Genomic DNA, 25,454 nt, shown 5'->3' with positions numbered 1-25,454 from the left:
CATCAATTTAATACAAACTGCGTAATGTCTCCAAATGTACGCGCGGCGAAGCTATCCCGTAGGGAATCGCCCCGTCCCAAACCCCCGAAACAGCAAGCATTAATCAGACTAGCCCTCGCCGTAATTGCTGCCGTTATCATCTTCAACATTCCTCACTCCTTACTTCCCGTGTTTACAGAATCCCTATCCCAAGCAACCCCGCCGCCCGAAATCCAAAACCTCCTCGCCGGCAAGGGGAGAATTGTCACAGTAGGCGACAGCATCACCGAAGCCGGCAAATATCCCGGAGGTTACGTTTGGCTGCTGCAACGCTATCTGAATGCCCTGTATCCCGACGGCAAAATCGAAGTCGTCAACGCCGGAATTTCCGGTAACAAGGCGAGTGATATGCAGGCGCGTTTTCAGAAAGATGCGATCGACAAACAGCCAGATTTAATCACCATAAACGCCGGAGTCAACGACGTTTGGCACGCCTTCTTCGACTTCCAAAAGCTTCAGTTTCATCCGCAAGGCAACCTAGCCGCCGGAGTATCGCTAGCAGAATACATAGACAAAATAACCAAAATGGTGCAGGCAGCAAAAGCCGCCGGAATTCGAGTCGCCCTGCTTTCTCCTACTCCAATTCGCGAAATTTTGGACGGCCCGGAAAATCGCAGATTGCAAGAATACGTAGTAGCAATGCGAGAAATCGCCAAACAAAATCAGTGCTTATTTATCGATTTAAATGCACCTTTTCGGGAAGTAATCAGCACCTATCAAAAACACGCGGGAAAAACTCTAAATTTGTTAGCAGCCGATGGAGTTCACCCAAATCCATCGGGATATCGAATTATTGCTTTTACTATCTTGCGCGGCTTAGGCGTACCGGCCCAGGATATTGAGAATTTGCAGGTAAAAAATTAGTCAGTAGTCAGTAGTCAGTAGTCAGTAGTCAGTAGTCAGTAGTCAGTAGTTATTGGTTATTTGTTATTGGTTATTTGTTATTGGTTATTTGTTATTGGTTATTTGTTAACTCTAATGCCCAATTTCCAATGCCCTGCGCGGGCCAATTCCCAATTCCCGTTATCACTCAATCGGCGGATGATACCGCTTCAACCAACAGCTACCAATAATCACCAACGCCACCACAACAATAATTTCAGTCCAAAAAAACGACAGGAAATCGCTAGCAGTTCCCACTGGCGGCACCCCCGGCTGAGCGTTGCGAATTGCCGGAAAAGCAAACAGCATTACACCAGTCCAGCTCAGCATTCCCACTTCCGGCAATTTACCAGATTTCATCACCTTTAGTGCTAACAACAGCGCCATAATTGACAGCACCCACATGATGACAATAATCACCAAGGCAAAGAATTTCACTGGAAGCGATCGAGTTGCAGAAACATCGATGTAAATAAAGATAGATGAATTTTCTTCCAGCGGCTTATAACTAATGTCGAAGCCGGGAACATCAGCATTGAATTTAAATTTCAGCGGTACTGGATTTACTTGAAAAGGAGCAAATTTTTTACCTATCGAAGCCAGCGGATCGAGGGAAATCGCTACTTTAGCAATGTGCGTGTCAAAGGGATAATTGTTAATTTTGCCCTCGATCAAATTAAACTTTAATGCAGGTACAATCATCGGCTTACCTTCTTTAAAGGTAATTTCTGAATCTTCTACATTCGCACCGTTAACGGTCATTAACAAATCTTGAGCAGGGTAAGTTGGCCCTTTTTTATAAATACCTTTGAGCTCAAACTGCAAGCGAGTTTCTAATTGGTTTTTAACTGGCTCTACTCCAATTACTGTCATTTTGACCTCAACCAAGCCTTTTGGTGTTACAGGGATTTCTGGAGATAATTTGTAAGGCTCTTGGGCCTTAGCATTGTGAGAGTAAATAGATAAAATAATTGCCAAGAATATGACTGTGCTGCAAATTAAAACGAGTAGTTTTTTGAGATGATTTTTGTTTACAATTTGCATTAATTATGGATATTTGACAATTTAAAATTTTGTGAGCATTTCTACAGCCAACCCTTTACAACAAAGGTTTAATCGTTCGGACTAAAGCCCTAGTTATGAATGCGGACTCGCATTCCAAACGATCAAACCTTTTCCATCGCAATTTGAGTCCCTCTTGCATCGCTAACAGTTACTACGAATCGATAGGAAGCAGTACGTTTGGTGTAAAACTTCCGTGCAAACCGTAGGGAATGTGCTGTTTTAAATGCAGGCGCGCTAGGGGCCCTTTGGTGATGTCGCTAGCATCTAGAATCGCTAAGGTCGATCGATGATTAGCTGCATCATACATCAAAACCAGCAGCCAGCCGTCATCCTCCGCCATAGCATCGGGACGGGGAACAAAAACAGGTTCCCCCGCAAAACCGCGCGGCGCAGCACTCCAAATTTGCTGTTCTCCTGTCTGGAAATCCATTTTAAGAATAGCCTGCAAAGGAGCATTTCCCGTCGGAGCATCCGCAGCACCAATATAAAGATATCGGTAAGGCTGTCCGACGTTGTTGGGATGCAATGTCGGAAACTCGCAGCACCGAGTTTCAATTACTTGATGGTTAACAGTTTTTTCGTTCAAATTTAACTTAAACCGCCACAATTCCCCCGCTGGAATGCTGTCAAAATCAATTTCGCGAAAATCGCCGTCCGCCTCGACGGTTGGGAATGAGTCGTAGCAAACAGAATCAACAAAAACTTCGCCGTTTTCTTCCCAGGCGTTGCAGTGGTGGAAGACAAAACAAGGTTCGGTTTCTAATACTTTTACCTCGTCGGTGCCGTTGCGGGGAATTAAAATTGCTTGCGTCGGGCGGTTGGGCGAAAATTGAATGCACTGGGATGCACTCCGCATTCCTAACAAGAATGGTAGGGGATTGAAGCTGACGGGATTTTGGAAGAATATGCAGTAATTCGGGGTAATTACCATGTCGTGCAGGAAGGCAAAACCGGGGATTGCGTGGGCGTGTTTTTGTAAAAGTTTGCCGCTTGTGTCGAGTTCGTAAATGGTAATTGTACTTGACAAACCGGGCTTGACGGAAAAATTGACTAATTTGTCTCCGGCTCCATTTTTGCCTTTTTCAATTCTGGGGTGGGCGGCGAAGGCTTCACCGGGTTCTAAGATGCCGTCTAGGGTGTCTAATCCGAGTGTTTCTAGGCTGCGGGGGTCGAGTCTGTAGGGCTGTGCTGCTTCCCAGAGTGCTAGCAGTTTGTCGCCCCAATAAATGATGTTGGTGTTGGCTATGTTTTTGATTTTGACGTCAAAGATGTTGCTAAGCCAGCCTCCGGGTTTCTGTGTGCCGAAAACGCCTCGGTGCAGGATTTTTCCGGCTTTTTGTTCGGCGAGGTAGCCTTCGGTGCGGACGAATCTGTTGCGGAAGTGGGCGCGGCCGTCGGAAATTGCGATCGCACAAACCATCCCGTCGCCGTCGAAGGGGTGATGGATGCGCTCGCCGTTGACATCCAATAATCCGGGCCCGTTGCGAAAGAATGTGCCTTGCAAGCCTTCTGGGATTTCGCCTTCGATGTCGTCAATCCAGTAGTCGGATTCGCAGGGTTGGGATTCGTAGCCGCGCTGCCAGTCTGTGCGCGTGTATGATGGTTTTTGGGCGGGTGTTTGGGGTTGGGAAGTTTGTAAGTTTTGCATTGGTGGAATAAGTTTTTATTGATTTAACCGCAGAGGGCGCAGAGGGCGCAGAGAGAAAGAAAGTAAGTAAGAAAAAAGGAGATGAAAGGAGATTAAATCAAACTAGAAAGATATTCGCAGTCAATTTTCTTCCTTCTTCCTTCTTCCTTCTTCCTTCATTTGCGTTAGTCAGAGCGGCGTTTTTCTGACCTGACTGTCGGTACTAAGTCGGGAAAATATTCGGGTATGAAGTTCTGTCCGCCTTGTTTTGCGCCTCCTAGTTCTGCTTCTAGTAGGGGGAGTGATTGTCGATCGTTTTGGTCGCCACTTTCTGCATTTTCTGCAGGAAGCCAATTTAGGAATGGCAGGGGTAGCAGTGTGGAGAGGTTTGTGATGATTATTAGCAGCCAGAGGTTGTCGAAATTGCTCTCAGTAATTCCGAGTAAGTGGGTCAAAAGTGCACCGCCTTCGTGGGACAAAAGTCCGGCTAAGTTGGTGACTGACATTAACACGGCAAATAATGTAGCTTCGACACCGGGAGGACACAATCGCGCTGAGAGAACTAGCACCGGCATATAAGCAATTTGTCCGATTACTGTCAGGATCAGGCTGTCTCCGATGCTGAACCACTGGTCGTCTATTCCTAATGCTCGGTTGGCATGAGTTACTAATAATAATGTAGTCATACCCAAGGCTGTTGCAATTACTGTTGACCAGCCGAAAATTACTCTAAATGGAATTGCTTTGAGGTATCGCTGAAACAGCCAAATACCGAGGAGGGAAGCAATGCTGGTGACGAGGCGCACTCGGCCGAGAAATTCTGGTTGAAAGCCTAATTCGTTGGTGGTGAAGAAGAAGAAGGCGGAGTCGGAACTTGGGGTGGCTTGCCACAGGAATAGAAAGGCGGTGGGCAGCCAAATTGTTTTTTGGGTGACAGCTTGGCGCAGTTGTTTGAATTGGTTTTTTACTGTGTCAAAGTCGGATTGTTTGTTGATTTTTTCTTCGTGAATTAACCAAGCTGTTGCTGATACGATTAGCGGGAAAGATGCGGTGATTAAAAATATGGTTTGGGTTCCCAAGTGTTGCATCAGGTAGCCGCTGAGGTAGGCGGTGATTAGTCCGCCGAGGGCTGATGCGCCCCAGGATAAGGATTGTAGGGAACCTGCGTCGGCGACGGATTCTTTTCTAGCTCTTTCGACTATGAGGGAGTCGGCGATGACGTCGCTGACGGCGAGGGAGAGGGAACTCAGGGCGATCGCCCCTGTGGCGGCCAGTGGCGTGTGTACAATTGTGGCGAGGCTCACCCATGCTGACGTGCCCAAGAGCCCGGAGAGGACGATGTAAGGTCGTCTGCGGTAGCCGAATATGGGCAAACCGTCCGACATGAAGCCGAACAAGGGTTTGATAATCCAAGGTAGGGCGACAACACCCATCATTGCTGATACTTCGGCCGGAGTCATGCCAAGATCGTCTTTCAGGAAGAAGCTGACGGCTAAGCGAGCTAGTCCGAGAATGCCTTGGACGAAGTAAATCAGTAAGATGGCTATGAGTTCGGGGGTTGGCTCATTCCCAAAGAATACTTTTTCTTTTAAAGATTCTTTGAGTTTGCTGGCGCCAGAGGGTGAAAGAAGCATTTTTGCAATATTTCTTAATGAATCTAAATATTATATAACACATTCTTAATGGGTTGCGGAAACTGTCGGAGGTGGGATGTTAGGGTGACGAGCGACTGCCAGCGGGTATAAAATTATGATGAGCCTGGATTTAAGGACTTTTTGCGATCGATGAAAGCAGAAATTAGAATTGTCTCTCTGGCTGTGATTTTGGTTTGAGGATTGGGGGCTAATTTAGCTTTATGGCTCAGCGATTTCGATCGGTTTCTGTAGATGGCGTTGATGCGCCTGCTGATTTGTTTGAAAGAAACAAAAACAAGGTTGTTCAGTGGTCTGTGGTGACTACTTTTCGCAGGGGAGAAGGCCTGCAAGCGGTGACGGGAAATCATGCCGAGCAAATCATGATTGCTGATTTTCCGGGTAAGCCTTGGCTGCCGATTTTAACGGATCGGGGTAATTGTTTGGTGCGGACTAATTCGGGAAAATTCTACTACTTTGAAATTTTTGGAATAATTAACCGCGAAGACGCGAAGTACGCGAATTAAGAAAAGAAAGAGATGTCACAAATACTGAAAGGAGTATTTTTATGATTGTGAATCCTGAAAATGTGCCGGATATTACAGGCTCTAAATATCCCCTGCAATTTCAATCTGCGGTGGCGGGAAGGGTGAAAAAACGCTTGGGCGATGCTGCCGGATTGCAGAATTTTGGGGTAAATTTGGTGAGACTTGCGCCGGGAAGTTGTTCTGCTCTGAGACATTGGCACTCTCGTCAAGATGAGTTAGTGTATGTTCTGGAAGGGGAGATTACTCTGATTTCTAATGCGGGTGAGGAAGTGCTGCAACCGGGTATGGCGGCGGGTTTTCGGGCTGGGGATGCAGACGGGCATCATTTAGTCAACCGCACGAATACTGATGTGGTTTATCTGGAAATTGGCGATCGCACTCTGGGAGATTCAGCAAATTATCCCGATGATGATTTAGTTGCGAAAGCTGACGGTAATAGTTGGATTTTTACTCGCAAAAATGGCGAGATTTATGAGGGTTAAAAAATTATGAGTCAAGTCAATCTTTGGACTTCGGCGGAACACGCTTTGTGGTATCTGGCTAAGGCTGATGGTATTCCTCACCGCACTGAGGGTGAGGCGGTTTTGTTGGAGGAGGTGCCGCAAACTGTGCGCCGGATTCTGGATGTGGGTACGGGTGATGGACGGTTGTTGGGTTTGCTGAAGTGCGATCGCCCGAATGTTGAGTGTGTGGCGATCGACTTTTCGCCGACAATGCTGGAAAAAGCCAGAATTCGTTTTGCTGATGACAAGAATGTCACGGTAATCGAGCACAATTTTGACGAATCGCTGCCGGATTTGGGCAAGTTTGATGCGATCGTTTCTAGTTTTGCGATTCATCACGTAAATAACCATCGCAAATTAGCCCTCTACACCGAGATTTTTGAGCTTTTGGAACCCGGAGGCATTTTTGGCAATTTGGAGCACGTAGCGTCCCCAACAAAGGCTTTACACGAGAAGTTTCGAGAGGCGCTTGGTATTAGCGATTCGCCCGACGATCCGTCTAATAAATTGCTCGATGTGGAAACGCAATTGCGCTGGTTTAGGGAAATTGGTTTTGGTGAGGTAGATTGTTATTGGAAGTGGCGGGAACTCGCTTTATTAGTTGGGGTGAAACCTTTTTAGCTGCGGGTAAGGACTGCATTGTCGTGTCCTTTTAAAATTGGAAATAGTCACAATTAGTAAGGTGCGTCAGATTTTTAAACCCTCAATAATCGTTCTAGAAATTCACCTGACGCACCCTACAGCTTGATTTGAGTATGCCAGTTGTCTAAGTCCTGAATATAAGAGGTTGCTGTCGTAGTATAAGTCGATCGCGAACAGTTCTGGTTATTTTCAAATAACCAACAGAGTATTAAGGAGAGAACAGGCGAACTCTTAACCCAAACGATACAGAAAGCAACCGTTTTTTGGAGTAGCAAGCAAATTGAACCTCCAATTTACACTTTTAGTTAGTTGGATGGAAGATATTGTCCGGTCGCTCGCACATTGGGATCTTACTCAGTTAGAGGGCTGCTTTAAGAGTTATCAACCAAACGACCGAATTAACAGCAAACAAAAAGGTATAAAAAATATAGATTGATGGAGCGCAGATAGCTCGACCTAAAGAAGGCACTTTAAATATTTTCAAAAAACCGAGCGGGTGAACTAAACCTTCCGGTATAGAACGGGTTTTAAAACTTTCATCTAAGGCCCTTTCATCATTCAAGAATTGGGTGATTGCATGGACTCTTTGTATGTGATAAAATTGCACCCTCCAGTAGGTTGCTTCTAAAAACCAGAAACCAAAAATTACAACATATCCCAGCGGAACCAAGGCATCTATTTTGTTGGCAAACACCCAACCAATCAACGCTACCCAAATGGTAATTGCCGCAGTTTTTAACTGCAGCAAAATTGTATTGAAATTAGCTATTTTTGTCTCTAGTTGCTCTGCTCCTTGTTGCAGCATTGCTAGCTGAAATTCAAATCGATCCATGTTTGATTCCGCGAACGTTTATATTAGAGTTATCCAAAAAATTATAATCTTCTTTTCTTTCGGTGTCGTTAGAGAACTTCGCCTGACGCACCCTACAAGTCGATTTTAGATTATACAGTAAGGTGCGTCAGCTCCCGAAATTCCCGATCGCCGTTAGAGAACTTCACCTGACGCACCCTACAAGTCGATTGTTGTGTGACAGTTACGTGCAGGACTATTAAATTCACGAACCTTACTAAATTAAATTAAATCCGATACTTGAGGTTTAATTCGGCGCTCGTACCAGTTCATCAACGGGGTGGCGCTGATGCCGTGGACTATCACAGAAATGACGATAGTTGTAAAGGTTATCCAGGCTATTATTTCAGCGATTTCGCCTTTCAAACCTTGACTTAAAGCATAGGTAAGATAATAAATTGAACCGACACCGCGAATACCAAACCAACCGCACAGTAATCGGCTGGCGGGATGCAATGGACTGCCGATCGTACTAATCCAAGCTCCCACAGGCCGAATCAAAAAAATTAACAATCCACCCACTAACAGGGAATAGCCGGCCTGTCCCAACATAGGTTCTAGGCGCAGAAGCGAACCTAATAGTAAAAGAGTTGCTACTTCTGTTAACTTTTCAATGCGCTCGGTAAAATTTAGTTGGGAAAGCGGTTTTTCGGGGTCGTGGTAACTGCGCTGTACGACTATTCCTGCTACAAAAACTGCGAGGAATCCGTAGCCGTTGACTACTTCTGTGAGGGAATAGGTGAGCAGAATTGTGCTGAGAGCGATGAAATCTTCCATTAATTCGTCGGCGGGTCTGTAGCGTTGCAATTGGCGTTCGATCCAAGTGACGGCTTTAGCTACTAAAATGCCCATGACGAGACCTGCGGCGATCGCCCAAATTAAGTCAACTGCTACCCACTGCGAAAACCAGTTCGACCAGTTGTTATCTTTGATCGCATAAATGCCGAAGTAAACAAAGGGAAAAGATAAAGCATCGTTTAAACCGCCCTCCGATGTTAAACCAAAACGCAATTCATCGCGATCGTCTATATTAGCTACTTGAACTTCTGACGCTAAAACTGGGTCGGTGGGAGCGAGAATTGCTCCCAATAAAATAGCCGGTCCCCAATCTAATTTCACGAACCAATGACCGACGGCGGCTACCGCAAAAATCGAAATTGGCATTAAAAAACCGATCAACCGCGCTGTGGAATTCCAAGCCCAAAATTGTAGCGGGCGATTCATTTTTAAGCCGCAACTGAACAGAGAAACAATCACTACAAATTCTGTAAGTCTTTCTAAAAATATAGCTTCTGGCCGCAATTGAATTAAGTTGATGCCGTAGGGCCCCAATCCGATACCGACAATTAGATAAATTAAGGCATAAGACAGTGGCAATCGCGAAATCCATCCCGAAGCCAAGGTGACTGTCAGCAAGAGGATGCCAATGGCTAGCAAGTTGAGAATGTAATGATCTATCATGACGATCGCACTTTTAATCAGTTTAACAATTGCGACTATAACAGGTAAACACTTTTAGTGCATCCGTATTATGCTAGAGTCTGCTGTCCTCTAAAAGTTGCATTTGCAATATCATCTCCATTGAATTCTCGGCGATAAAATTTGGTCGCGTGGTGGGGGCGGGTTGATAAAAATTGTTAGTATAAATTCAAGATTCTTGGTGCAGTAATCCCTACAGAAATTCTCGTTAATTCACCAACATCATCAGACTAATGACTAATGATATCGTGTCATGTCCGATTAACCACACCACAAACCTTTTCTGTGACGACACTCAAGCAGATATAATATCATATGATTGAGGACTAATAACTAATAACTAATAACCAATAACCAATAACCAACAACCAATAACTAATATCCAATAACTAATAACCAATAACCAACAACTAATAACTAATAACCAATAACCAATAACCACTAACCACTAACTAATGACTTTTTTCGGTAGCAATGATGTGCAAATCTACGTGTTTGAGCGATCGCACTAACTGTTGAGTCAAAGAACCCCGCAGCAGCAATTTCCACCGCGATTGCTGGCTTTCACCGATCACAATTTGAGTAATGCGATACTCTTTAGCTACATCGGAAATTGCTTTGGCTATTTTATTACCGTTGACTCGCAAAAATTGTCCGTTAAATTCCTGACAGAGTTTCTCACAAGTTTCAACGTGCAAGCTTTCTGCTTTTGTTAAAAATTTTTCTGGATCGTTAACAAACAAAGCATAAAATGGAGCATTCATGTAGTTAGCAATCCTCCCGCCCCGCCGCAGCAGTTGCAAGGAATTGGGATAAGTCGAGACGCATACTAAAACTCGTTCGTGAATGTTGCAATATTGACCTTTTAAAGTTGCTGCGTCCTCTTCAACGTTGTCTGCAACTTCTCGCAGGGCGAGTTCTCGCAAAGCAATTAAATGACGGCGCTGGAAAAAGTTTTTTAAAGATTGTTCAATTTTTTCGGGTGCATAAATTTTGCCTTCTCGCAACCGTGTCTCTAAAGTTTCCGGCGTGACATCGATAACCACTACTTCGTCAGCTTCTTCTAGAATGCGATCGGGAATTCTTTCTCTGACTACAACTCCGGTAATTCGCGCTACTAAATCGTTGAGGCTTTCGATATGCTGAATGTTGAGAGTGGAAAAAACATCAATTCCAGCATTCAGAACTTCTTCGACATCTTGATATCGTTTTTCTCGCTGAGAACCGGGAATATTTGTATGGGCGAGTTCGTCAATTAATGCTAATTGGGGGCGGCGCGATATGACAGCTTCCACATCCATTTCAGCTAGCATTTTTTCGCCGCGCAGCATTTGTTTTCGCGGCACTATTTCTAATCCTTTTCCCTTTTCGGCGGTTTCTTTTCGTCCGTGGGTTTCTAACAGTCCAACAACCACGTCAATGCCTTCTAATTTGAGTCGATGCCCTTCTTCCAGCATTCGGAAAGTTTTGCCCACACCGGGAGCCATGCCGATAAATATTTTGTGCTTTCCCCGGCGGGTGCGATCGCAATTGCGGTTAGTTTGGGCATAAACCGCGTCTGAATTGTTGGTGAGTTCGCTAGAGTGAATCATAGCTTAATAGATAAGTTGGCAGTTGGCAGTTGGTAGTTGGCAGTTGGTAGTTGGCAGTTGGCAGTTGGTAGTTGGCAGTTGGTAGTTGGCAGTTGGCAGTTGTTAGTTGGCAGTTGGCAGTTGGCAGTCAACAGTCAACAGTCAACAGTCAACAGTCAACAGTTAACAGTTAACAGTTAACAGTCAACAGCTAACAATTTCCTAATGACTACTGACTAATGACTAATGACTCTAAATTATTGTAAACTATCGAGAGCTAAATTGAGTTTGAGGACGTTAACTCCCGGTTCGCCGAAAATTCCGAGAAATCGGCTTTCTGTATTTTTGGATACCAACATTTCTACTTGATTGAGATTAATCGATCGCACTTTTGCTATCCGCTCAATTTGCGCCTTAGCTGATTCTACACTAATGTGCGGATCTAGACCAGAGCCGGAGGTGTAAACTAAATCCGCCGCAGGTTTGATGCCAGCTTCACTGAGGCGGGCTACTTCAACTTGCACCCCTTGAAAACCATCTTTTTCATTGCCTCGACGCAGCAAATCAGAGTTACTGGGAGCAAGATTGCTAGCTCCCGAAACGCCAGTTCTTTGAGTTAAATTATCTGCCTTTGTCGGGTCGAAATCAGTAGGTACAAAGCTGCTGTAATTTGTGGTAGTAGGGCGGCTCCAAAAATATTTATCCGAGGTGAATGATTGACCGATTAAGGATGAACCGACTACAACTCCCTGCTTAGTAATTAAGCTGCCGTTTGCCTGCGAGTTGAAGGCGAATTGACCGATTACTAGCACGATTAAGGGATAAATAATTGCGGTGATTCCCCACAAAACTAAAGTGACGCGAATTGCTTTGATTATCTCTCTCATGAATTACCTCAATGAATGAATGAATGAAGAACAAAGGACAACTTACACGCGGGGGCAAGAAACCGGGTTTTTTCGCGAAATATTTCGTTTGGGCCGGCAGATTCGGTAAAAAACCCGGTTTCTGGGAGTCGCAATACAGATATTTTGCTAAAATTTTTCCGGCTGAAAAATCACGACAAACAAGTAAACTGCGAGCGCGATTATTGCCAAACCCAAAAGACTTAAACCCCATGCAGCTTTTTTGGTCAAGCCTTCATCCGCAGCGGCATAAACAGCGGGTGCAATTATTAAGTTAAAGCACATTACTAGAAATAGCTGTACCGGGATTGGATGTCGCTGCGAGAGCATTTGTGCTAACTCAATTGTTTCTTGAAAAGTCCTGGGCAAAACATCATTGATCAAATTGTTCCGTCTCATAGTTTCTCCAATTTTTGGTGTTCTAAAGTAGATATAGAGCCTCTATATCTGCGTTCATAGGTTTTACTAAGAAACGAGTTTTAAAGGAGGCGATAACTAATGACTAATGACTGATGACTGATGACTAATGACTAATGACTACTGACTACTGACTTCTTCTATGCTAGCCCGACGGCGGCAATGAAAACATCGATTATTTTGATGGCGATAAACGGCGCGACTGCTCCGCCCAATCCGTAGATTAAGATGTTCCGCTGCAACAGTTGATTTGCACTTAACGGGCGAAATTTTACTCCGGTTAATGCTAGGGGAATTAATGCGGGAATAATTAAAGCATTGTAAACTAATGCGGATAAGATTGCTGATTGACCGCTCGCTAAACCCATGATGTTTAAATCGCCAACGGGGGCAAACATGGCTGGAATAATTGCAAAATATTTAGCGATGTCGTTGGCTAGGGAAAATGTAGTCAGCGCGCCGCGAGTAATTAGCAATTGTTTGCCAATTGTCACTAAGTCAATTAGTTTGGTGGGGTCAGAATCTAAGTCCACCATGTTTGCAGCTTCTTTCGCGGCTTGGGTTCCAGAATTCATCGCGAGTCCGACGTTTGCTTGGGCTAGGGCGGGTGCGTCGTTGGTTCCGTCTCCCGTCATTGCTACTAATTTGCCTTCGGCTTGTTGCTTGCGAATCACTTCGATTTTGTCCTCTGGAGTTGCTTCGGCAATGAAGTCGTCAACTCCGGCTTCGTCGGCAATTACTGATGCTGTAATTCGGTTATCTCCGGTGAGCATGATGGTGCGAATTCCCATTTTTCGGAGTTGGTCAAACCGATCGCGAATTCCCGGTTTAATCACATCTTTCAAATAGATAATTCCGTAGGTGTCGCTGCCTTGACAAACCGCTAGCGGCGTGCCTCCCAAGCGCGAAACTCGCTCGTAAGCTTCATCGAGATCCTGGCCGAAATTGCCGCCGCGCGATCGCACAAAACCCTTCACCGCATCCACCGCACCCTTGCGAACCTCCGTCCCGTCGGGCAAATCGGTACCAGACATCCGGGTTTTGGCGGAAAAATCTAGGCCGGTGGCGTTAGCGCGATCGAATTTTGCTGTAGCGCCCAATTTTTCCGCCAAACGGACGATCGACTTTCCCTCTGGAGTCTCGTCAAACACGCTAGCAGCCAGCGCCACACTCGCAACCCGATCCAGCGAGTGACCGTTGACCGGAATGAATTCCTCGGCTAAACGGTTGCCCAGGGTGATCGTCCCCGTTTTGTCCAAAATCAGCGTATTCACGTCGCCGCAAGCCTCTACGGCGCGCCCAGAGGTCGCTATGACGTTAAACTGAGCGACGCGATCCATCCCCGCAATGCCGATCGCGCTCAACAAACCGCCAATGGTTGTTGGAATCAGCGCCACCAGCAGCGAAATCAGCGTCACCACGCCCACAGGAGTTTTTACATAATTGCCGATCGGCCCAATCGTCGAAACCACAATCAAAAACACCAGAGTCAGCACCGCCAGCAGCACAGTCAGCGCGATCTCGTTCGGCGTTTTCGAGCGTTCTGCGCCCTCCACCAGCGCGATCATCCTGTCCAAAAAGCCCTTACCGGGGTCGGCCATCACCCGCAGCGTCAGTTCGTCAGAAAGGATGCGTGTCCCGCCGGTAACGGAACTGGCGATGTCCGAACCCGGTTCCTTGAGCACTGGGGCCGATTCGCCGGTGATCGCAGATTCGTCCACAGATGCGACACCTGCGATCACTTCGCCGTCAGCGGGAATGACATCGCCTGCGATCGCTTTAATTTGATCGCCGCGTCTCAGGGCTGTCGAACTTACTTCTTGAATTGAACCGTCTGGTAAGAGTTTGCGGGCTGTGGTGTCGGCTTTGGTCGATCGCAGCGCGTCTGCTTGCGCTTTGCCGCGCCCTTCTGCTACTGCTTCGGCAAAATTAGCAAATACCAAAGTGAAGAACAAAATAAATGTGACTAAACCGTTGAAAACTCTCTGATTTTCGCCGGGAACCGGGCCGAACAGCGTGGGGTCGATCGTTAATAATGCAGTCACAATTGTGCCAACCCACACCACAAACATTACTGGATTTTTCAGCATCACCCGCGGGTTTAGCTTGACAAAAGCTTCTTTGAAAGCTCTTTGATAAAGCCCTTTTGTATTTGCTTTGGGCGTATGTTTGCGAGACTCGCGAGGGCCTCTGGAACGGGAATTTTTTTGAGGATTGGGGGTATTGGAAGAAGCCATAATTTGGATTTTTAATGAACCGCAGAGGACACAGAGAACACGGAGAAAGAGGAGGATAAGGTTGACAAATTTTTGCTATTGAGGTGGAGGAGTTGGTGTTGCTAAAGGTGTTGTGGGTGCAGTTATCGGTGTGGGTTCCAACTTAGCGCTGCTAATTTCAAATCCTTCGGCAATTGGCCCTAAAGCTAGAACTGGGAAAAATGTCAGCGCGCCCAGAATTATGATTACTCCTGCTGTGACGCTGGTGAATAAAACTGAGTCTGTTCTGAGTGTTCCGGTTGTTTCGGGAACCAGTTGTTTGTTTGTCATGCTGTCAGCTAGCAACAGCATTGCAACAATTGGAACGTAGCGTCCTAAAAGCAAACTAAAACAGGTGCTTAAATTCCACCAAAGTCCTGTTGCTGCGGGTTGAGAATCTCCTAATCCTTCAAAGCCTGAACCGTTGTTAGCTGCGGCTGAAGCGTATTCGTACATCACTTGCGAAATGCCGTGAAATCCGGGGTTGCTGATGCCGCTCAAGCTGTCGGTAAAGGCGAGGGTAATTGCACCAGGGATTAAAACTGCGATCGGGTGAATTAACAAAACCACGCTGGCTAAAACTATTTCCTGCTTTTCAATTTTGCGTCCCAAAAATTCGGGCGTTCTTCCTACCATCAATCCTGTGAGAAATACGCTCAAAATCAGGTAAATAAATAAGTAAGCTGTTCCGGTTCCTTGTCCGCCCCAAACAATTTGCAGAAACAAGTTAGACAGAGTAGCAAAACCTGCGGGAGGCATTAAAGAATCGTGCATCCCGTTCACAGCCCCGCACATTGTACCAGTTGTAGTCACTGCCCAAAGTACAGTTTCTGCCCAGCCAAATCTAACTTCTTTTCCTTCTAAATTTGGTTGCACGGAACCCAGTAAATTATTGACTTGAGGATTTCCTTGATATTCGCCAACTGCTGCAACGCCAATCAAGGCAACAAACATTATAAATACCATCCAAAAAATCAGCCATCCCTGTTTTTTGTTGTTGGCAAATCTGCCGTAGGTGTGAATGAATGCTGCTGGGATGCAAACCATTGCTAGGATTTCCAGCAGGTTACTAAAAGGGTTGGGATTTTCAAAGGGGTGAGCAGAGTTAACCCCGAAGAATCCGCCGCCGTTTTCTCCTAGTTGTTTGATGCTTTCAAAGTGAGCTACTGGGCCGCGGGCAATAACTTGGGTGCTGCCTTCTAAGGTGGTGGCAACTTGTGGCCCTGCTAGGGTTTCGGGTACTCCTGAAATTAGCAATAGCAAGGCGATTATTAAAGATAATGGCAGGAGAATTCTGGTAATTGATTGAATTAAATCGATGTAAAAGTTACCTAACGGGCGGCCAGTCAGTCCCCGAATAAAGGCGATTCCTACTGCTAAACCTGTGGCGGCTGAGGTAAACATTAAAAAACCCAAAGTTAACTGGGATAGATAACTGTATGTTGTCTCGCCGGAGTAATGCTGTTGGTCGGTATTTGTGAGGAATGAAATTGTTGTGTGCAGGGCGGTATCCCAGGTTGGTGCGCTGAGGCTGGTGGGATTTAAAGGTAGCACTCCCTGAAGCATGAAGATTAGAAAAACAAATATGCCCATTGCTACATTGCTGTATAATAGCGATCGCGCATATTGCCAGCCTGTCATGGAATCTAAAGCACGGATGTTGCCTGCTTTATAGATGAGTTGTTCTACTGGTTTAATGGCGGGATCGAGGATGGTTCGTTCTCCCATGTACACCCGCGCCATGTAATTGCCCAAGACGGGGGCGATCGCGATTAAAATGATTAGCGTTAATCCGATTTGACTTAATCCTTGCAGCATAACTTAGTTAAAAAATCCTCGTTGTTGAATAAATCCGCTTCACTCCTCGGAAAATGGCTTCGGAAGGAAGTCCACAAAACGGGGTGAATTTTCTTTAAGGTTGCTTCTAGTTCGGGGCCGATCGCCCGATTAATTGCTACTGCTAAGATCCGATCTCCGCAGAAAATTGTTGGAATTTCGCTGGCTATAATGAATCGGTTTTCTCTTATTAATCCCAAGCAACAGCAGTGATCGGGCAATTGTATGGCACTTAGTGCTAGGCCACAATAACTGCTGTTGAATTGGATCGGTATTTGAATGAGTTTTGGTTCTGCAAAGCTCATGAACGACTCCCGTAGGCCGCAAGGTTAGGTTTACTTTTATTGATTACTCTACAGAATTTTGGGGTGTTTGATAATTAGTCTTAAGATATAAGTTACTGTTTAGAATTTATGCTTCTATGCTATATACTTTTACTAATAGGCGAATGTTTAGATGATGTTTGAAGTCTATACTTGCAGGTATAGATGCTGTGTAAACGCTGTTTTGTGCGGGACAATCTACTGAATATTTCAGGACTTATATCAAATCATCTCTTCATCGGAATAGTAAATTCAGACGTTGACTGTTGACTGTTGACTGTTGACTGTTGACTGTTGACTGTTAACATCATGTATGAGTGCAACCGGAATTGATATTACGCACTCCGACTCAAAAAATCGAGTTTTTAGCGCAATTAAGGGCTAAAATTGAGTTTTTTGGTAAAAAACTAGGTGTTTGAGGGTCAATTCTTTCGGGACTGGTCATGTTAAAATGGATTGATTAGGAATGTTTAAAAGCTTATTAAAAGTCCCCAAAAATGTACTGCTTCAAGAGAAGTATTTGCGCGGAAGATGGTCGATCGCCATTTTGTTTGCTATTGTGATCGCGCTGGAATTTAGCACTCCCTCGGAGTATCTGTTTGGATACTTGTACACGGGGCCGATTATACTGGCAAATTCGCGCTTGAGTCGGTTGGGGAAATTACAAATTACGCTGATAGCGGCAGCTTTGACTCTGTTGAATGTGTTTATCCCTCCTGGAGAAACGATCGCCCTAGCAACTTTTGCAAATAGAGCGATCGCAATTATGGCTTTGGGAGTGACGGGATATTTGAGCGATCGCAATCAGCAATACCAAGAAGCGATCGCTCTTGCTAAAGCTCAGTTGCAGTCGCAGCAGCAGCTAGCCACCATCCGCGAGGATTTTGTTTCTACTTTGACTCACGACTTGAAAACGCCGATGCTGGGGGCGATAGAAACAATTAAAGCTTTTAAATCGGCAAAATTTGGCGATGTTACTCCCAGTCAGCAAAAGGTTCTCGAAACAATGGCGCGATCGCACAAAATGTCGCTACAATTAGTAGAAACCCTGTTAGATATTTACCGCAACGATACTGAAGGTTTGAAACTGCAACTTGCTCCTGTAAATTTAGTAGCTTTAGCAACAGAGGTAATTGCCACACTCGCAGATTTATCGGCGGCGCGTCGAGTTTATATTAGTACGAGTTACGGAGAGTCAGATTTCCGTCGCTGTTTGTGGGTAAACGGCGATGCAGTCCAACTCCAGCGCGTTTTTGTTAATTTGCTAACAAACGCGCTCAACCATTCTCCCCGAGGCGGCAAAGTAGAAATTGTGATGGCATCTCATTCAAATTATCAGGTAGTGAAAGTGAGCGATAGCGGGTTGGGAATTACCGCAGGGGAACTCTCGCACCTATTCGAGCGTTTTTATCAAGGAAATAGCGATCGGCAAGCTAAAGGATCGGGATTGGGATTATACTTATCTCGCCAAATTATTGACGCCCACGGCGGTATAATTTGGGCAGAAAACAAATTACCCCACGGTGCTTTGTTTGGATTCCGACTACCAGCAATCTCCGCCAATGAAACCTAATTCTCCCTTACGAATTCTGCTAGTTGAAGACGACGAACTGTTTCGGTTGGGACTGCAAACTCGATTGCAGCAGGAAAGTTGCTTGCAAATAATTGCCGAAGCTGAAGATGGCGAAACTGCGGTAGAATTGACTCAAGAATACTTGCCGGATGTGGTGGTTTTGGATGTAGGTTTGCCGGGAATTGGTGGTATTGAAGCGTGCCGCCAAATTAAACAGCGACATCCAGAAATTCCCATTTTAATTTTAACATCCCATTCGCAAAAATCGTTAATTGAAAGATTGATGGCTGCTGGAGCTCACGGATATTGTCTCAAGGGAATTGCGGCGGAAACTTTGGTTTTGGCAATTCGATCGGTAGCGTCGGGCGCTTCTTGGTGGGATAAGGGCGCAACTGCAGAAATTAGGGCAGTTTTTACTCATCCTGAACCTGTGAAAGTCGGGGTAAAATCGGAAGTTTTAGACAATCCGCTGACGAAGCGAGAACAGGAAATATTGGCTTTAGTTGCTAGTGGGAAAAGCAATCAGGAAATTGCACAAATATTGTACATTGCACCGGGGACTGTGCGGGTGCACGTTCACGCGATTTTGCAAAAGTTAGAAGTGCGCGATCGCACTCAAGCTGCTGTTCTCGCAATTCAGAAAGGATTGGTAGCAGAAGAACTGTTAGGCGATCGATCTTAAGTCTGGTAGTTGATAATAATTGAGACTTACGCATCAAACCCAAAGAAACCGGGTTTTTTTGAGATTGATGGTTTTCAGGCGTGTATTTTCCCAAAAAACCCCGTTTATAGCTATAATACAGCGTATTCCAGGTTTATAAAATACACACTCCCAACCGGGTTTCTTTACAGTTCTTGCATCATATCAATTCCGGTTGCACTCCTCATGATGTTAACTGTTAACTGTTAACAGTCAACAGTCAACAGTCAACAATGCAGGCGATCGTATAGTTTACGGTTGCTGTTGAACGATCGAACCAGTCTTGATGCTGATGACGCAAAGCCTCCAAAAAAGAGAGATCAATAAATCAGAGGCAGCGTTAATTAGTGTTCACCTGCCAATATCTGCGGTTTTACCATTCAAAACATAGTAAATCGCCCAAATTGCCATCGCCCGCAAATAGTGACTCGCCCGAAAAGTCCCCCCAGCCGTAATCGCTTCCGGCGTGCGAAACTGCAACCCATTCTCATAAATTTGCTTCACCACCGCATCCGTCAATTTAAACGCTTTCTCCTCCATTCCCATCTGTACCAAAAAAGCAGCCAACCCAAAATTAATCCCCGTCCAAACTTCCAAAGGATGAGTCGCATTAGGATTTTCCGGCGAACCGTTCAGCATTACCCCATTCGCAGCCCCAAACTCGCCATCGTTGAACTTCAAAAAACAAGAATCGTACACAGTTTCTAAAGCGCTGACAGCACATTCTGGCGGCACAATATCCGGCAATCCTAACAGCTTCGCGTAAAATTGACCGCACAATTGGTCTGCCATCACCACTTCCGATTTACTCTCGCTGTCCAAACGGTAATATTGACCGTTCCACAGTTTTTCTTGATAGCTAGGTCTTGCTTGTAACAGCCAACTGTGATATAATGCAATCTTCTCTTGGGGATTGGGAATTATCTCAGGTGCTGCATCTTCTAAGATTTCGCCGATCGCGATCGCACTCTCCAGCGCCGCCAACCACAAACCCCCGCAATACGCACTTATTCCCCGCATTTGCCAGTCATCAAACGTCTGATCCGGTGCACCCGAATTCTCAGGAATGCCGTCCCCATCCTCATCAAAGGTTTTCAGATAAGCCAAAGCCTCAACAATTGACGGCCAACACTCTTGCAAAAACTCGCAATCTGTGCCGCCAGTCAACAGGAAATCTCGATAAACCTGCAAGACAAAATCGCAAGGCAAATCCTTCCACAAATTGCAATCTTGATAGCTGGTATAATTCGTTTTCTCCCAAGGATGTTCGTTAGGAGCGCCCAAATCGTGCGGAGTCGCCCCGACTGCTTTTCTAATAGCCGAAGCTTGATTCCAGCCCACAATTCTCGGCGTATCGTCTCCCGCAGAAATTGCCCTAGCAAAGGCAATCATTACCGACTTTTCCAATTCCGGCCACAGCATCAACAAAGCAAAAGAACCGTAAAGCCGCACGTCTAAACTTTCATACCAGCGGTAATCAATGCACTCCAAAACTCCAAATTGACCCTTGGGATCGCGTTCGTCCGCCGCACTCCAAAGAGTACCGCCGTCAGTCAAAATGTACAACTCATTAAACAGCGCCATTTTGAAACTGTCGGACAAATCTGTGCGTTCTAAAATAGGTTTTTGCCAAGCTTCAATACTTTCGCGCCAAGTATCAGAATGCTTCATCGCCGTGCGAATAATCGGCCAAACATTTTTGCCATTCCGCCCGAAGAAATCGGTATAGCGGCGGTAGTAAGAAACTCCAGATGCAAATTCAGTAACGGGCAAATCCCAAGCTAAAATAAAGGGAATTTTGCGAGTTTTGCCTGGTCTAATTGTAAACCGAACTGCGATCGCACAAGCCAACTGTTCCCCGGCTGCTGCGGCTGTCTCGTCTCTGTCATCCAACAAGAAACCTTCAGCCGAAAAATTGCGCCAAACATCATCGCCGTCCCCCGCCGGGTTCCAGCGAGTTTGATAGAATACTTCAACCGCCGGATTAGTCACAGTTGCGATCGCCCATTGTCCATCCCCCTCTTGCGGTTCGTCGCCAGCAGACAACCGCGTCATCACGCAACCTATACGGTGAAAATCTTCCACCAACAAATTCATATTCCCGGCACTTTCTCCCCACCGGGATTGATAGTCATAAAATGGACTACCATCATCTCGCACCATCACGGGAACCCCCCCGTACCCCCCCTTAGTAAGGGGGGGCTGGGGGGGTACAGCATTAGTAAACCAGCCCACAATATTTTGCCAAGTCAGCATAATGCTAAGAGTTATCGGCGCATCTGTAGGATTGTGCGCCACCCATTCAAACATTGCAACTGGATAACTGCTTTCCTGATAATTATTCGGCAAAATTGGCGAAAATTGCTCGCAGCTTAATTGAGCTTCAAAGACATTTTCGTAAACAAACCAACTGCGCGGATACAAAGCATGATAAGTCCCAGAATTTGACTCTTCTCCTATCCCTTCTTCCCTTCTTCCTTCTTCTTCTTCCCTTCTTCCTTCTTCCTTCTTCCTTCTTCCTTCCGAGGGATACCATTTCCAACTAGATAAACTGCCATCTGTAGGCGGTTCAGTGGACAGTGCAAAAGCTTGTTTTTTGCCTTTTGTTTCTTCAAAAACGCTGAACTGACAAGCCGGTAAACTGCGAAAAATGTGCTCGCCGCCGTCGATGTGCCAGAGGTTGAAGTCGCCTCGGGGCGATCGCCCGATGCAGCCGGCCCCGAACCCGCCCAGAGGCATTCCGTGCCAGGGGCCGTCGTCGAGATTGCTTGCGTAGCGGACTGTATAGGGATTGTCCCAACCCTGGCCAATGGCGCGTTTCCAGGTGTGTGGAGGGATGTTTGGATTGGATGTGCGATCGTTCATAATTTATTTTTATAAGCAAAGGCGATCGGCGGAATTCCGGCAGAGCTTTAATAGTATATATAGGACTTACGCAAAAAACCCAGTTTCTGATTTATATTTTAGATTTTAGATTGCAGCAAGCCACTTTATCGGGGCAGAATATCACCTAAGCTTAGATTGACAAACTCCGCAGGTATCGTTTAACATTTAATTAAATGCTAATTTCATGTCATCATTATGATTAACCTTTCAAGAGATATACATTCTCTCACCGATTTTAAACGTAATACGACTGAGTTTGTGCAGCGCCTCAAACAAACAAAACATCCTTTAGTTCTAACTGTCAATGGGAAAGCAGAGTTAGTTATTCAGGATGCTGAATCCTATCAGAAACTTTTAGATGCGGTTGAGTTATTAGAGACTTTAAAGGGAATTAAACTGGGTTTGGCACAAATGGATCGAGGGGAAGGGCAAAAAGCGGAGGATTTTTTCAATCAACTGTTTGATAAGCTAGACAGTTAGCCATGAATCAGAAATATCAAGTCATTATCCAACCCGCAGCGCAAAAAGCGATAGAGGAATCTTATTTTTGGTTGAGTAATCATTCTTCTCAGAAGGCTAGAAATTGGTTAGAAGGCTTGTACAAAGCTATCTGATCGCTAGAAAATATGCCTTCTCGTTGTTCCTTCGCGTTTGAGAATAGTTTTTTTGACGAAGAAATACGACAACTTGTTTACGGCAAGGGACGAAATGCCTATCGAATTCTGTTTACGATTGTTGATGATAGCGTTCAGATTATTTTTGTGCGACACGCTGCCCAAAAACCGATGATAGATGAATCAGAATAAACTCCGTCGAAGTGTCGAAACCCTGACTACCCGTGGGTAATTCCTATATCTAGTTTGACACCCCACTTTATCGCGGCAGAATATCATCTAACTGAAGTTCCAAGCTTTTTAACAAAGGAGAAATAATCGGTTGTCCGAGGCGAAATTGTTGCTTGGTATAATCTTCGTCAATCAGTTGACAAACGGTGATAGTAGGTTGTTTGGGTTTACCGATAAAAGCTACGCCACCCAATCCGCGACAATCAACGATCCAATATTCTGGAATTCCTAAAAGAGCATATTCTTCAATCTTGCGGGCGTAATCTGTTTTCCAATTAGTGCTGACTACTTCTACCACCAATTTAATAGTTCGTCCCAGCGCAATCACAGGTTCTCTTTCCCAAAGTGGCTCGCTAACAATGGCGGTTTCATCTAATACGAGAATATCGGGACGGCGCGCCGTAGCTGCGTCGGAAAATGGACGGATCAAACAAGTGCGGGGAATGAACCAAGGTAGTTTTTCGGCTGCGATGGCGATGCCGATTTGAGTTGCTAGTTTACCGCCGACGGTTTCGTGGGCGCCTGTGGGTTCCATCTCAACTAATTCTCCGTCAGCGAGTTCGTAGCGAGAGTTGTCACAATATCGATCGACAAATGTTTCAAAAGTTAGGAGTTTTGGCGCGGTGTAAGCCATTGGAAACCAATAGTTTTTTTGCTTGATTTTAATTACTGTAGTTTAGCATTCATGTCAAATAAAACTAGCCCAGAGCAATGCTAAACACTTTATATCAAATCCGGTAGCCTCGGAATTAATATTACTCACAGCCAGGACACGGCACTGCCGTGTCCCTACAATTAATCTGGCGTAGGGACACGGCACTGCCGTGTCCTCTATATTATTCCGGTGCAACCGGAATTGATATTATTCTATCAACTAACCAAATCCCAAATCAGAACCTTTCCCCGCGTGCACCAAAGCCAACTTTTCGTAACGCTTAGCGTGTTCCACCAACTCCTCAGATTCCTCCTCAGAGACATCCCGCAGCCGCTTCGCAGGCACTCCCGCAACCAGCGTGCGAGGGGGAACGTCCTTGGTGACAACCGCCCCTGCACCGACGATCGAGCCTGTGCCCACTCTCACTCCGTCCAGGACGATCGCCCCAATCCCGATCAAACACCCCCGTTCAATGTAAGCTGAATGAATCACCGCTCGGTGTCCGACTGTCACAAAATCTTCCAACACAGTCGGTTTTCCCGGATCGCAGTGCAGAATTGCTCCATCTTGGATATTGGTACTTTTGCCGATCGCAATTCGCTCTACATCCCCCCGAACCACCGCCCCGTACCAAATACTAGCGCCCGCAGCCACCTCTACCCAGCCGATGACAACAGCGCCAAAAGCGACAAAAGCAGCTTGGGAGAGATCCGGCGCGGGCCAATAAGCAGGAAGTAAAGGCAGAGGTTCGTTGAGATTACTCATCTTTTTGGTCGATCGTGATACTTCTAGCAGATTAGCTGGTTGTTGATACGGGATATAATAAGACTATTTGCCACTTTTGCAGATAAATATGCTGGGACGCAATAAATGATTGAAGTTGCCTTGCAATACCCGATGTTTGGCCCGGAAATTCAGTGTCCCCACTGTCGCCAAACAATTCCGGCTTTAACACTCACCGATACCTATTTGTGTTCGCGTCACGGGGCATTTGAGGCAGATCCAAAAACGGGGGAACTGGTTCATCTTCAGTCAGGGCGGCACTGGCGCCGCTGGGAGGATGAATGGTATCGTCAGCACACCCACCCCGACGGGATTCGGTTTGAAATTCACGAAGCGCTCGATCGACTTTATACTCAAGGGTACCGAGCAACTCGCGTAATCGTTGCCCAACGCTATCGGGAATTAATCAGCACTTATTTGGAACGCAGCACGCCTTGGCGAGGGCAGCCGGAATCGCCGCACCCGAGGCTGTACGGTTTACCTGTGGATTTTAGCCCCGATCCCCAGGAGGAACCTTGCTGGGAAGTGATTAATTTTGATTTGGAAAAAGAGCCGGGAGTTCCTACTAGATATCCCTATTTTCGATTGTTTGAATAGTCATTAGTTATTAGTCATTGGTTATTGGTTATTAGTTATTGGTTATTGGTTATTGGTTATTTGTTGTTGGTTATTTGTTATTCCCAATTCCCAAGGCCCAATGCCCAATGCCCAATTCCCAATTCCCAATGCCCAATTCCCAATTCCCAATTCCCAATTCCCAATTCCCAATTCCCAATTCCCAATTCCCAATTCCCAATTCCCAATTCCCAATTCCCAATTCCCAATTCCCAATTCCCAATTCCCCAATCTAAAATCTAAAATCTAAAATCTAAAATTGAATGCACCACGCCTCGATTCGCACTGCTAACATTCACCGGGCGATCGCCTTTTACGAACAGTTAGGATTTACTGTGAGCGATCGCTTTACCACAGGTTACACCTTAGCCTGCTGGATGGAAGGTCTCAACGGACGCATCGAACTAATCCAAATCCCGGAACCAAAACCCGCACCGGATGCTTTCGGTGACGAGCATTATGTTGGGTATTATCATTTATCTTTCGATTTAACTGAGGCGACAACTGACTTGCCTACTTGGTTGCAGTCTCTCAAAAAACAGTTTGAGGAAGCAGCTAAAGACCAACCAAACCAGTTTCAACCTTTGAAAGTTTTATTAGAACCGACTCAACAGGCGATCGGGCAAAATGTTTATGAAGTAGCTTTTATTGCTGATACTGATGGTTTACCTTTAGAATTTATCCGACGGCTTAATTAATAACTAACCGCCGCTGATAATCGTTCTCTCTCTCAATCATCAACTGAGAATAATTATTATACCATTTTTCTTTCATATGTGCTATGGATGAAGTCTTAGCCCCCCCTTAATAAGGGGGGGTTGGGG

25 protein-coding genes are annotated in these 25,454 nt (G+C 45.6%); 11 read left to right on the top strand and 14 right to left on the bottom strand.

The window, feature by feature from the left end; all coding sequences use genetic code 11:
• Positions 1-24 precede the first annotated feature (24 nt).
• Positions 25-903, top strand: a complete 879-nt coding sequence (locus AACV78_RS13710) for an SGNH/GDSL hydrolase family protein (protein ID WP_194010709.1) — start codon at positions 25-27, stop codon at positions 901-903.
• Positions 904-1,065: 162 nt separating this feature from the next.
• Here AACV78_RS13710 and AACV78_RS13705 read toward each other — a convergent pair whose 3' ends face one another.
• The 3 genes from AACV78_RS13705 to AACV78_RS13695 all read right to left on the bottom strand — a co-directional run bounded on the left by AACV78_RS13705 (position 1,066) and on the right by AACV78_RS13695 (position 5,247).
• A complete protein-coding gene (locus tag AACV78_RS13705; RefSeq protein ID WP_194010710.1) occupies positions 1,066-1,965 on the bottom strand; it encodes a DUF4436 family protein in 900 nt (299 codons plus the stop codon).
• Between the two features lie 172 nt (positions 1,966-2,137).
• Entirely contained in the window at positions 2,138-3,634 is a 1,497-nt protein-coding gene (locus AACV78_RS13700; RefSeq protein ID WP_194074300.1) for a carotenoid oxygenase family protein, read from the bottom strand.
• Positions 3,635-3,798: 164 nt separating this feature from the next.
• Positions 3,799-5,247 carry a folate/biopterin family MFS transporter gene (locus AACV78_RS13695; protein WP_194012044.1) on the bottom strand — a complete coding sequence of 483 codons (1,449 nt, stop codon included), beginning with the start codon at positions 5,245-5,247 and terminating at the stop codon, positions 3,799-3,801.
• 221 nt (positions 5,248-5,468) lie between these two features.
• Between AACV78_RS13695 and AACV78_RS13690 the strand changes: the two genes are divergently transcribed.
• Genes AACV78_RS13690 through AACV78_RS13680 form a run of 3 tightly spaced genes read left to right on the top strand, consistent with a single transcriptional unit; the run spans position 5,469 to position 6,916 of the window.
• Positions 5,469-5,771 carry a hypothetical protein gene (locus AACV78_RS13690; RefSeq protein WP_194012045.1) on the top strand — a complete coding sequence of 101 codons (303 nt, stop codon included), beginning with the start codon at positions 5,469-5,471 and terminating at the stop codon, positions 5,769-5,771.
• A gap of 41 nt (positions 5,772-5,812) precedes the next feature.
• Entirely contained in the window at positions 5,813-6,274 is a 462-nt protein-coding gene (locus AACV78_RS13685) for a cupin domain-containing protein (protein WP_194012046.1), read from the top strand.
• Between the two features lie 6 nt (positions 6,275-6,280).
• On the top strand, positions 6,281-6,916 hold the full coding sequence (locus AACV78_RS13680; RefSeq protein ID WP_194012047.1) for a class I SAM-dependent methyltransferase: 636 nt from the start codon (positions 6,281-6,283) through the stop codon (positions 6,914-6,916).
• A gap of 379 nt (positions 6,917-7,295) precedes the next feature.
• Here the strand turns inward: AACV78_RS13680 and AACV78_RS13675 are convergent, their stop codons facing one another.
• The 3 genes from AACV78_RS13675 to AACV78_RS13665 form a co-directional block, all read right to left on the bottom strand.
• The gene (locus tag AACV78_RS13675; protein WP_194012048.1) at positions 7,296-7,769 is read right to left on the bottom strand and encodes a hypothetical protein; all 474 of its coding nucleotides are present in this window, start codon (positions 7,767-7,769) and stop codon (positions 7,296-7,298) included.
• Positions 7,770-8,009: 240 nt separating this feature from the next.
• Entirely contained in the window at positions 8,010-9,248 is a 1,239-nt protein-coding gene (locus AACV78_RS13670) for a cation:proton antiporter (protein ID WP_194012049.1), read from the bottom strand.
• A gap of 470 nt (positions 9,249-9,718) precedes the next feature.
• A complete protein-coding gene (locus AACV78_RS13665) occupies positions 9,719-10,858 on the bottom strand; it encodes a universal stress protein (protein WP_194012050.1) in 1,140 nt (379 codons plus the stop codon).
• A gap of 36 nt (positions 10,859-10,894) precedes the next feature.
• On the opposite strand from AACV78_RS13665, the gene AACV78_RS13660 reads away from it, so the two are divergent.
• Entirely contained in the window at positions 10,895-11,038 is a 144-nt protein-coding gene (locus AACV78_RS13660; RefSeq protein WP_194012058.1) for a D-galactonate transporter, read from the top strand.
• Positions 11,039-11,094: 56 nt separating this feature from the next.
• Here the strand turns inward: AACV78_RS13660 and kdpC are convergent, their stop codons facing one another.
• From kdpC to kdpA, 4 genes are all read right to left on the bottom strand, one after another.
• A complete protein-coding gene (gene kdpC / locus AACV78_RS13655) occupies positions 11,095-11,724 on the bottom strand; it encodes a K(+)-transporting ATPase subunit C (RefSeq protein WP_194012051.1) in 630 nt (209 codons plus the stop codon).
• 147 nt (positions 11,725-11,871) lie between these two features.
• The gene (locus AACV78_RS13650) at positions 11,872-12,141 is read right to left on the bottom strand and encodes a potassium-transporting ATPase subunit F (protein ID WP_194012052.1); all 270 of its coding nucleotides are present in this window, start codon (positions 12,139-12,141) and stop codon (positions 11,872-11,874) included.
• 158 nt (positions 12,142-12,299) lie between these two features.
• Entirely contained in the window at positions 12,300-14,396 is a 2,097-nt protein-coding gene (kdpB, locus tag AACV78_RS13645; RefSeq protein ID WP_194012053.1) for a potassium-transporting ATPase subunit KdpB, read from the bottom strand.
• Between the two features lie 75 nt (positions 14,397-14,471).
• Positions 14,472-16,232 carry a potassium-transporting ATPase subunit KdpA gene (kdpA, locus tag AACV78_RS13640; RefSeq protein ID WP_194012054.1) on the bottom strand — a complete coding sequence of 587 codons (1,761 nt, stop codon included), beginning with the start codon at positions 16,230-16,232 and terminating at the stop codon, positions 14,472-14,474.
• 807 nt (positions 16,233-17,039) lie between these two features.
• Here kdpA and AACV78_RS13635 point away from each other — a divergent pair.
• Together AACV78_RS13635 and AACV78_RS13630 are read left to right on the top strand one after the other, a co-directional pair.
• Positions 17,040-18,146: a sensor histidine kinase gene (locus AACV78_RS13635; RefSeq protein WP_194012055.1), complete on the top strand. Its 1,107-nt coding sequence runs from the start codon at positions 17,040-17,042 to the stop codon at positions 18,144-18,146.
• Positions 18,136-18,828 (top strand): response regulator transcription factor, encoded by a 693-nt coding sequence (locus AACV78_RS13630; RefSeq protein ID WP_194012056.1) that lies wholly within the window; start codon positions 18,136-18,138, stop codon positions 18,826-18,828. Before AACV78_RS13635 ends, AACV78_RS13630 begins: the two co-directional genes overlap by 11 nt.
• A 369-nt stretch (positions 18,829-19,197) precedes the next feature.
• Here AACV78_RS13630 and AACV78_RS13625 read toward each other — a convergent pair whose 3' ends face one another.
• Complete coding sequence (locus tag AACV78_RS13625) at positions 19,198-21,711, bottom strand: GH116 family glycosyl hydrolase (RefSeq protein WP_194074299.1); 2,514 nt, start codon at positions 21,709-21,711, stop codon at positions 19,198-19,200.
• A gap of 216 nt (positions 21,712-21,927) precedes the next feature.
• Here AACV78_RS13625 and AACV78_RS13620 point away from each other — a divergent pair, with 216 nt between their 5' ends.
• Entirely contained in the window at positions 21,928-22,212 is a 285-nt protein-coding gene (locus tag AACV78_RS13620) for a type II toxin-antitoxin system Phd/YefM family antitoxin (protein ID WP_172187146.1), read from the top strand.
• A gap of 146 nt (positions 22,213-22,358) precedes the next feature.
• On the top strand, positions 22,359-22,538 hold the full coding sequence (locus AACV78_RS13615; protein WP_228042237.1) for a hypothetical protein: 180 nt from the start codon (positions 22,359-22,361) through the stop codon (positions 22,536-22,538).
• 67 nt (positions 22,539-22,605) lie between these two features.
• Here the strand turns inward: AACV78_RS13615 and AACV78_RS13610 are convergent, their stop codons facing one another.
• Both AACV78_RS13610 and AACV78_RS13605 read right to left on the bottom strand, forming a co-directional pair.
• Positions 22,606-23,211 carry a Uma2 family endonuclease gene (locus tag AACV78_RS13610; protein ID WP_194013063.1) on the bottom strand — a complete coding sequence of 202 codons (606 nt, stop codon included), beginning with the start codon at positions 23,209-23,211 and terminating at the stop codon, positions 22,606-22,608.
• A gap of 240 nt (positions 23,212-23,451) precedes the next feature.
• Positions 23,452-23,997, bottom strand: a complete 546-nt coding sequence (locus tag AACV78_RS13605; protein WP_194013062.1) for a gamma carbonic anhydrase family protein — start codon at positions 23,995-23,997, stop codon at positions 23,452-23,454.
• 105 nt (positions 23,998-24,102) lie between these two features.
• Between AACV78_RS13605 and AACV78_RS13600 the strand changes: the two genes are divergently transcribed.
• Entirely contained in the window at positions 24,103-24,612 is a 510-nt protein-coding gene (locus tag AACV78_RS13600) for a TIGR02652 family protein (RefSeq protein WP_194013061.1), read from the top strand.
• A gap of 42 nt (positions 24,613-24,654) precedes the next feature.
• Here the strand turns inward: AACV78_RS13600 and AACV78_RS13595 are convergent, their stop codons facing one another.
• On the bottom strand, positions 24,655-24,861 hold the full coding sequence (locus tag AACV78_RS13595) for a hypothetical protein (RefSeq protein ID WP_194013060.1): 207 nt from the start codon (positions 24,859-24,861) through the stop codon (positions 24,655-24,657).
• A 32-nt stretch (positions 24,862-24,893) separates the two neighbouring features.
• Here AACV78_RS13595 and AACV78_RS13590 point away from each other — a divergent pair, with 32 nt between their 5' ends.
• A complete protein-coding gene (locus tag AACV78_RS13590) occupies positions 24,894-25,328 on the top strand; it encodes a VOC family protein (RefSeq protein ID WP_194013059.1) in 435 nt (144 codons plus the stop codon).
• Positions 25,329-25,454: the final 126 nt, after the last annotated feature.

The organism is Tychonema sp. LEGE 07196, from assembly GCF_963890365.1.
Lineage (GTDB): Bacteria > Cyanobacteriota > Cyanobacteriia > Cyanobacteriales > Microcoleaceae > Microcoleus.
The sequence above is the reverse complement of the archived record's forward strand: the minus strand, read 5'-3'. Positions and strand labels throughout refer to the sequence as shown.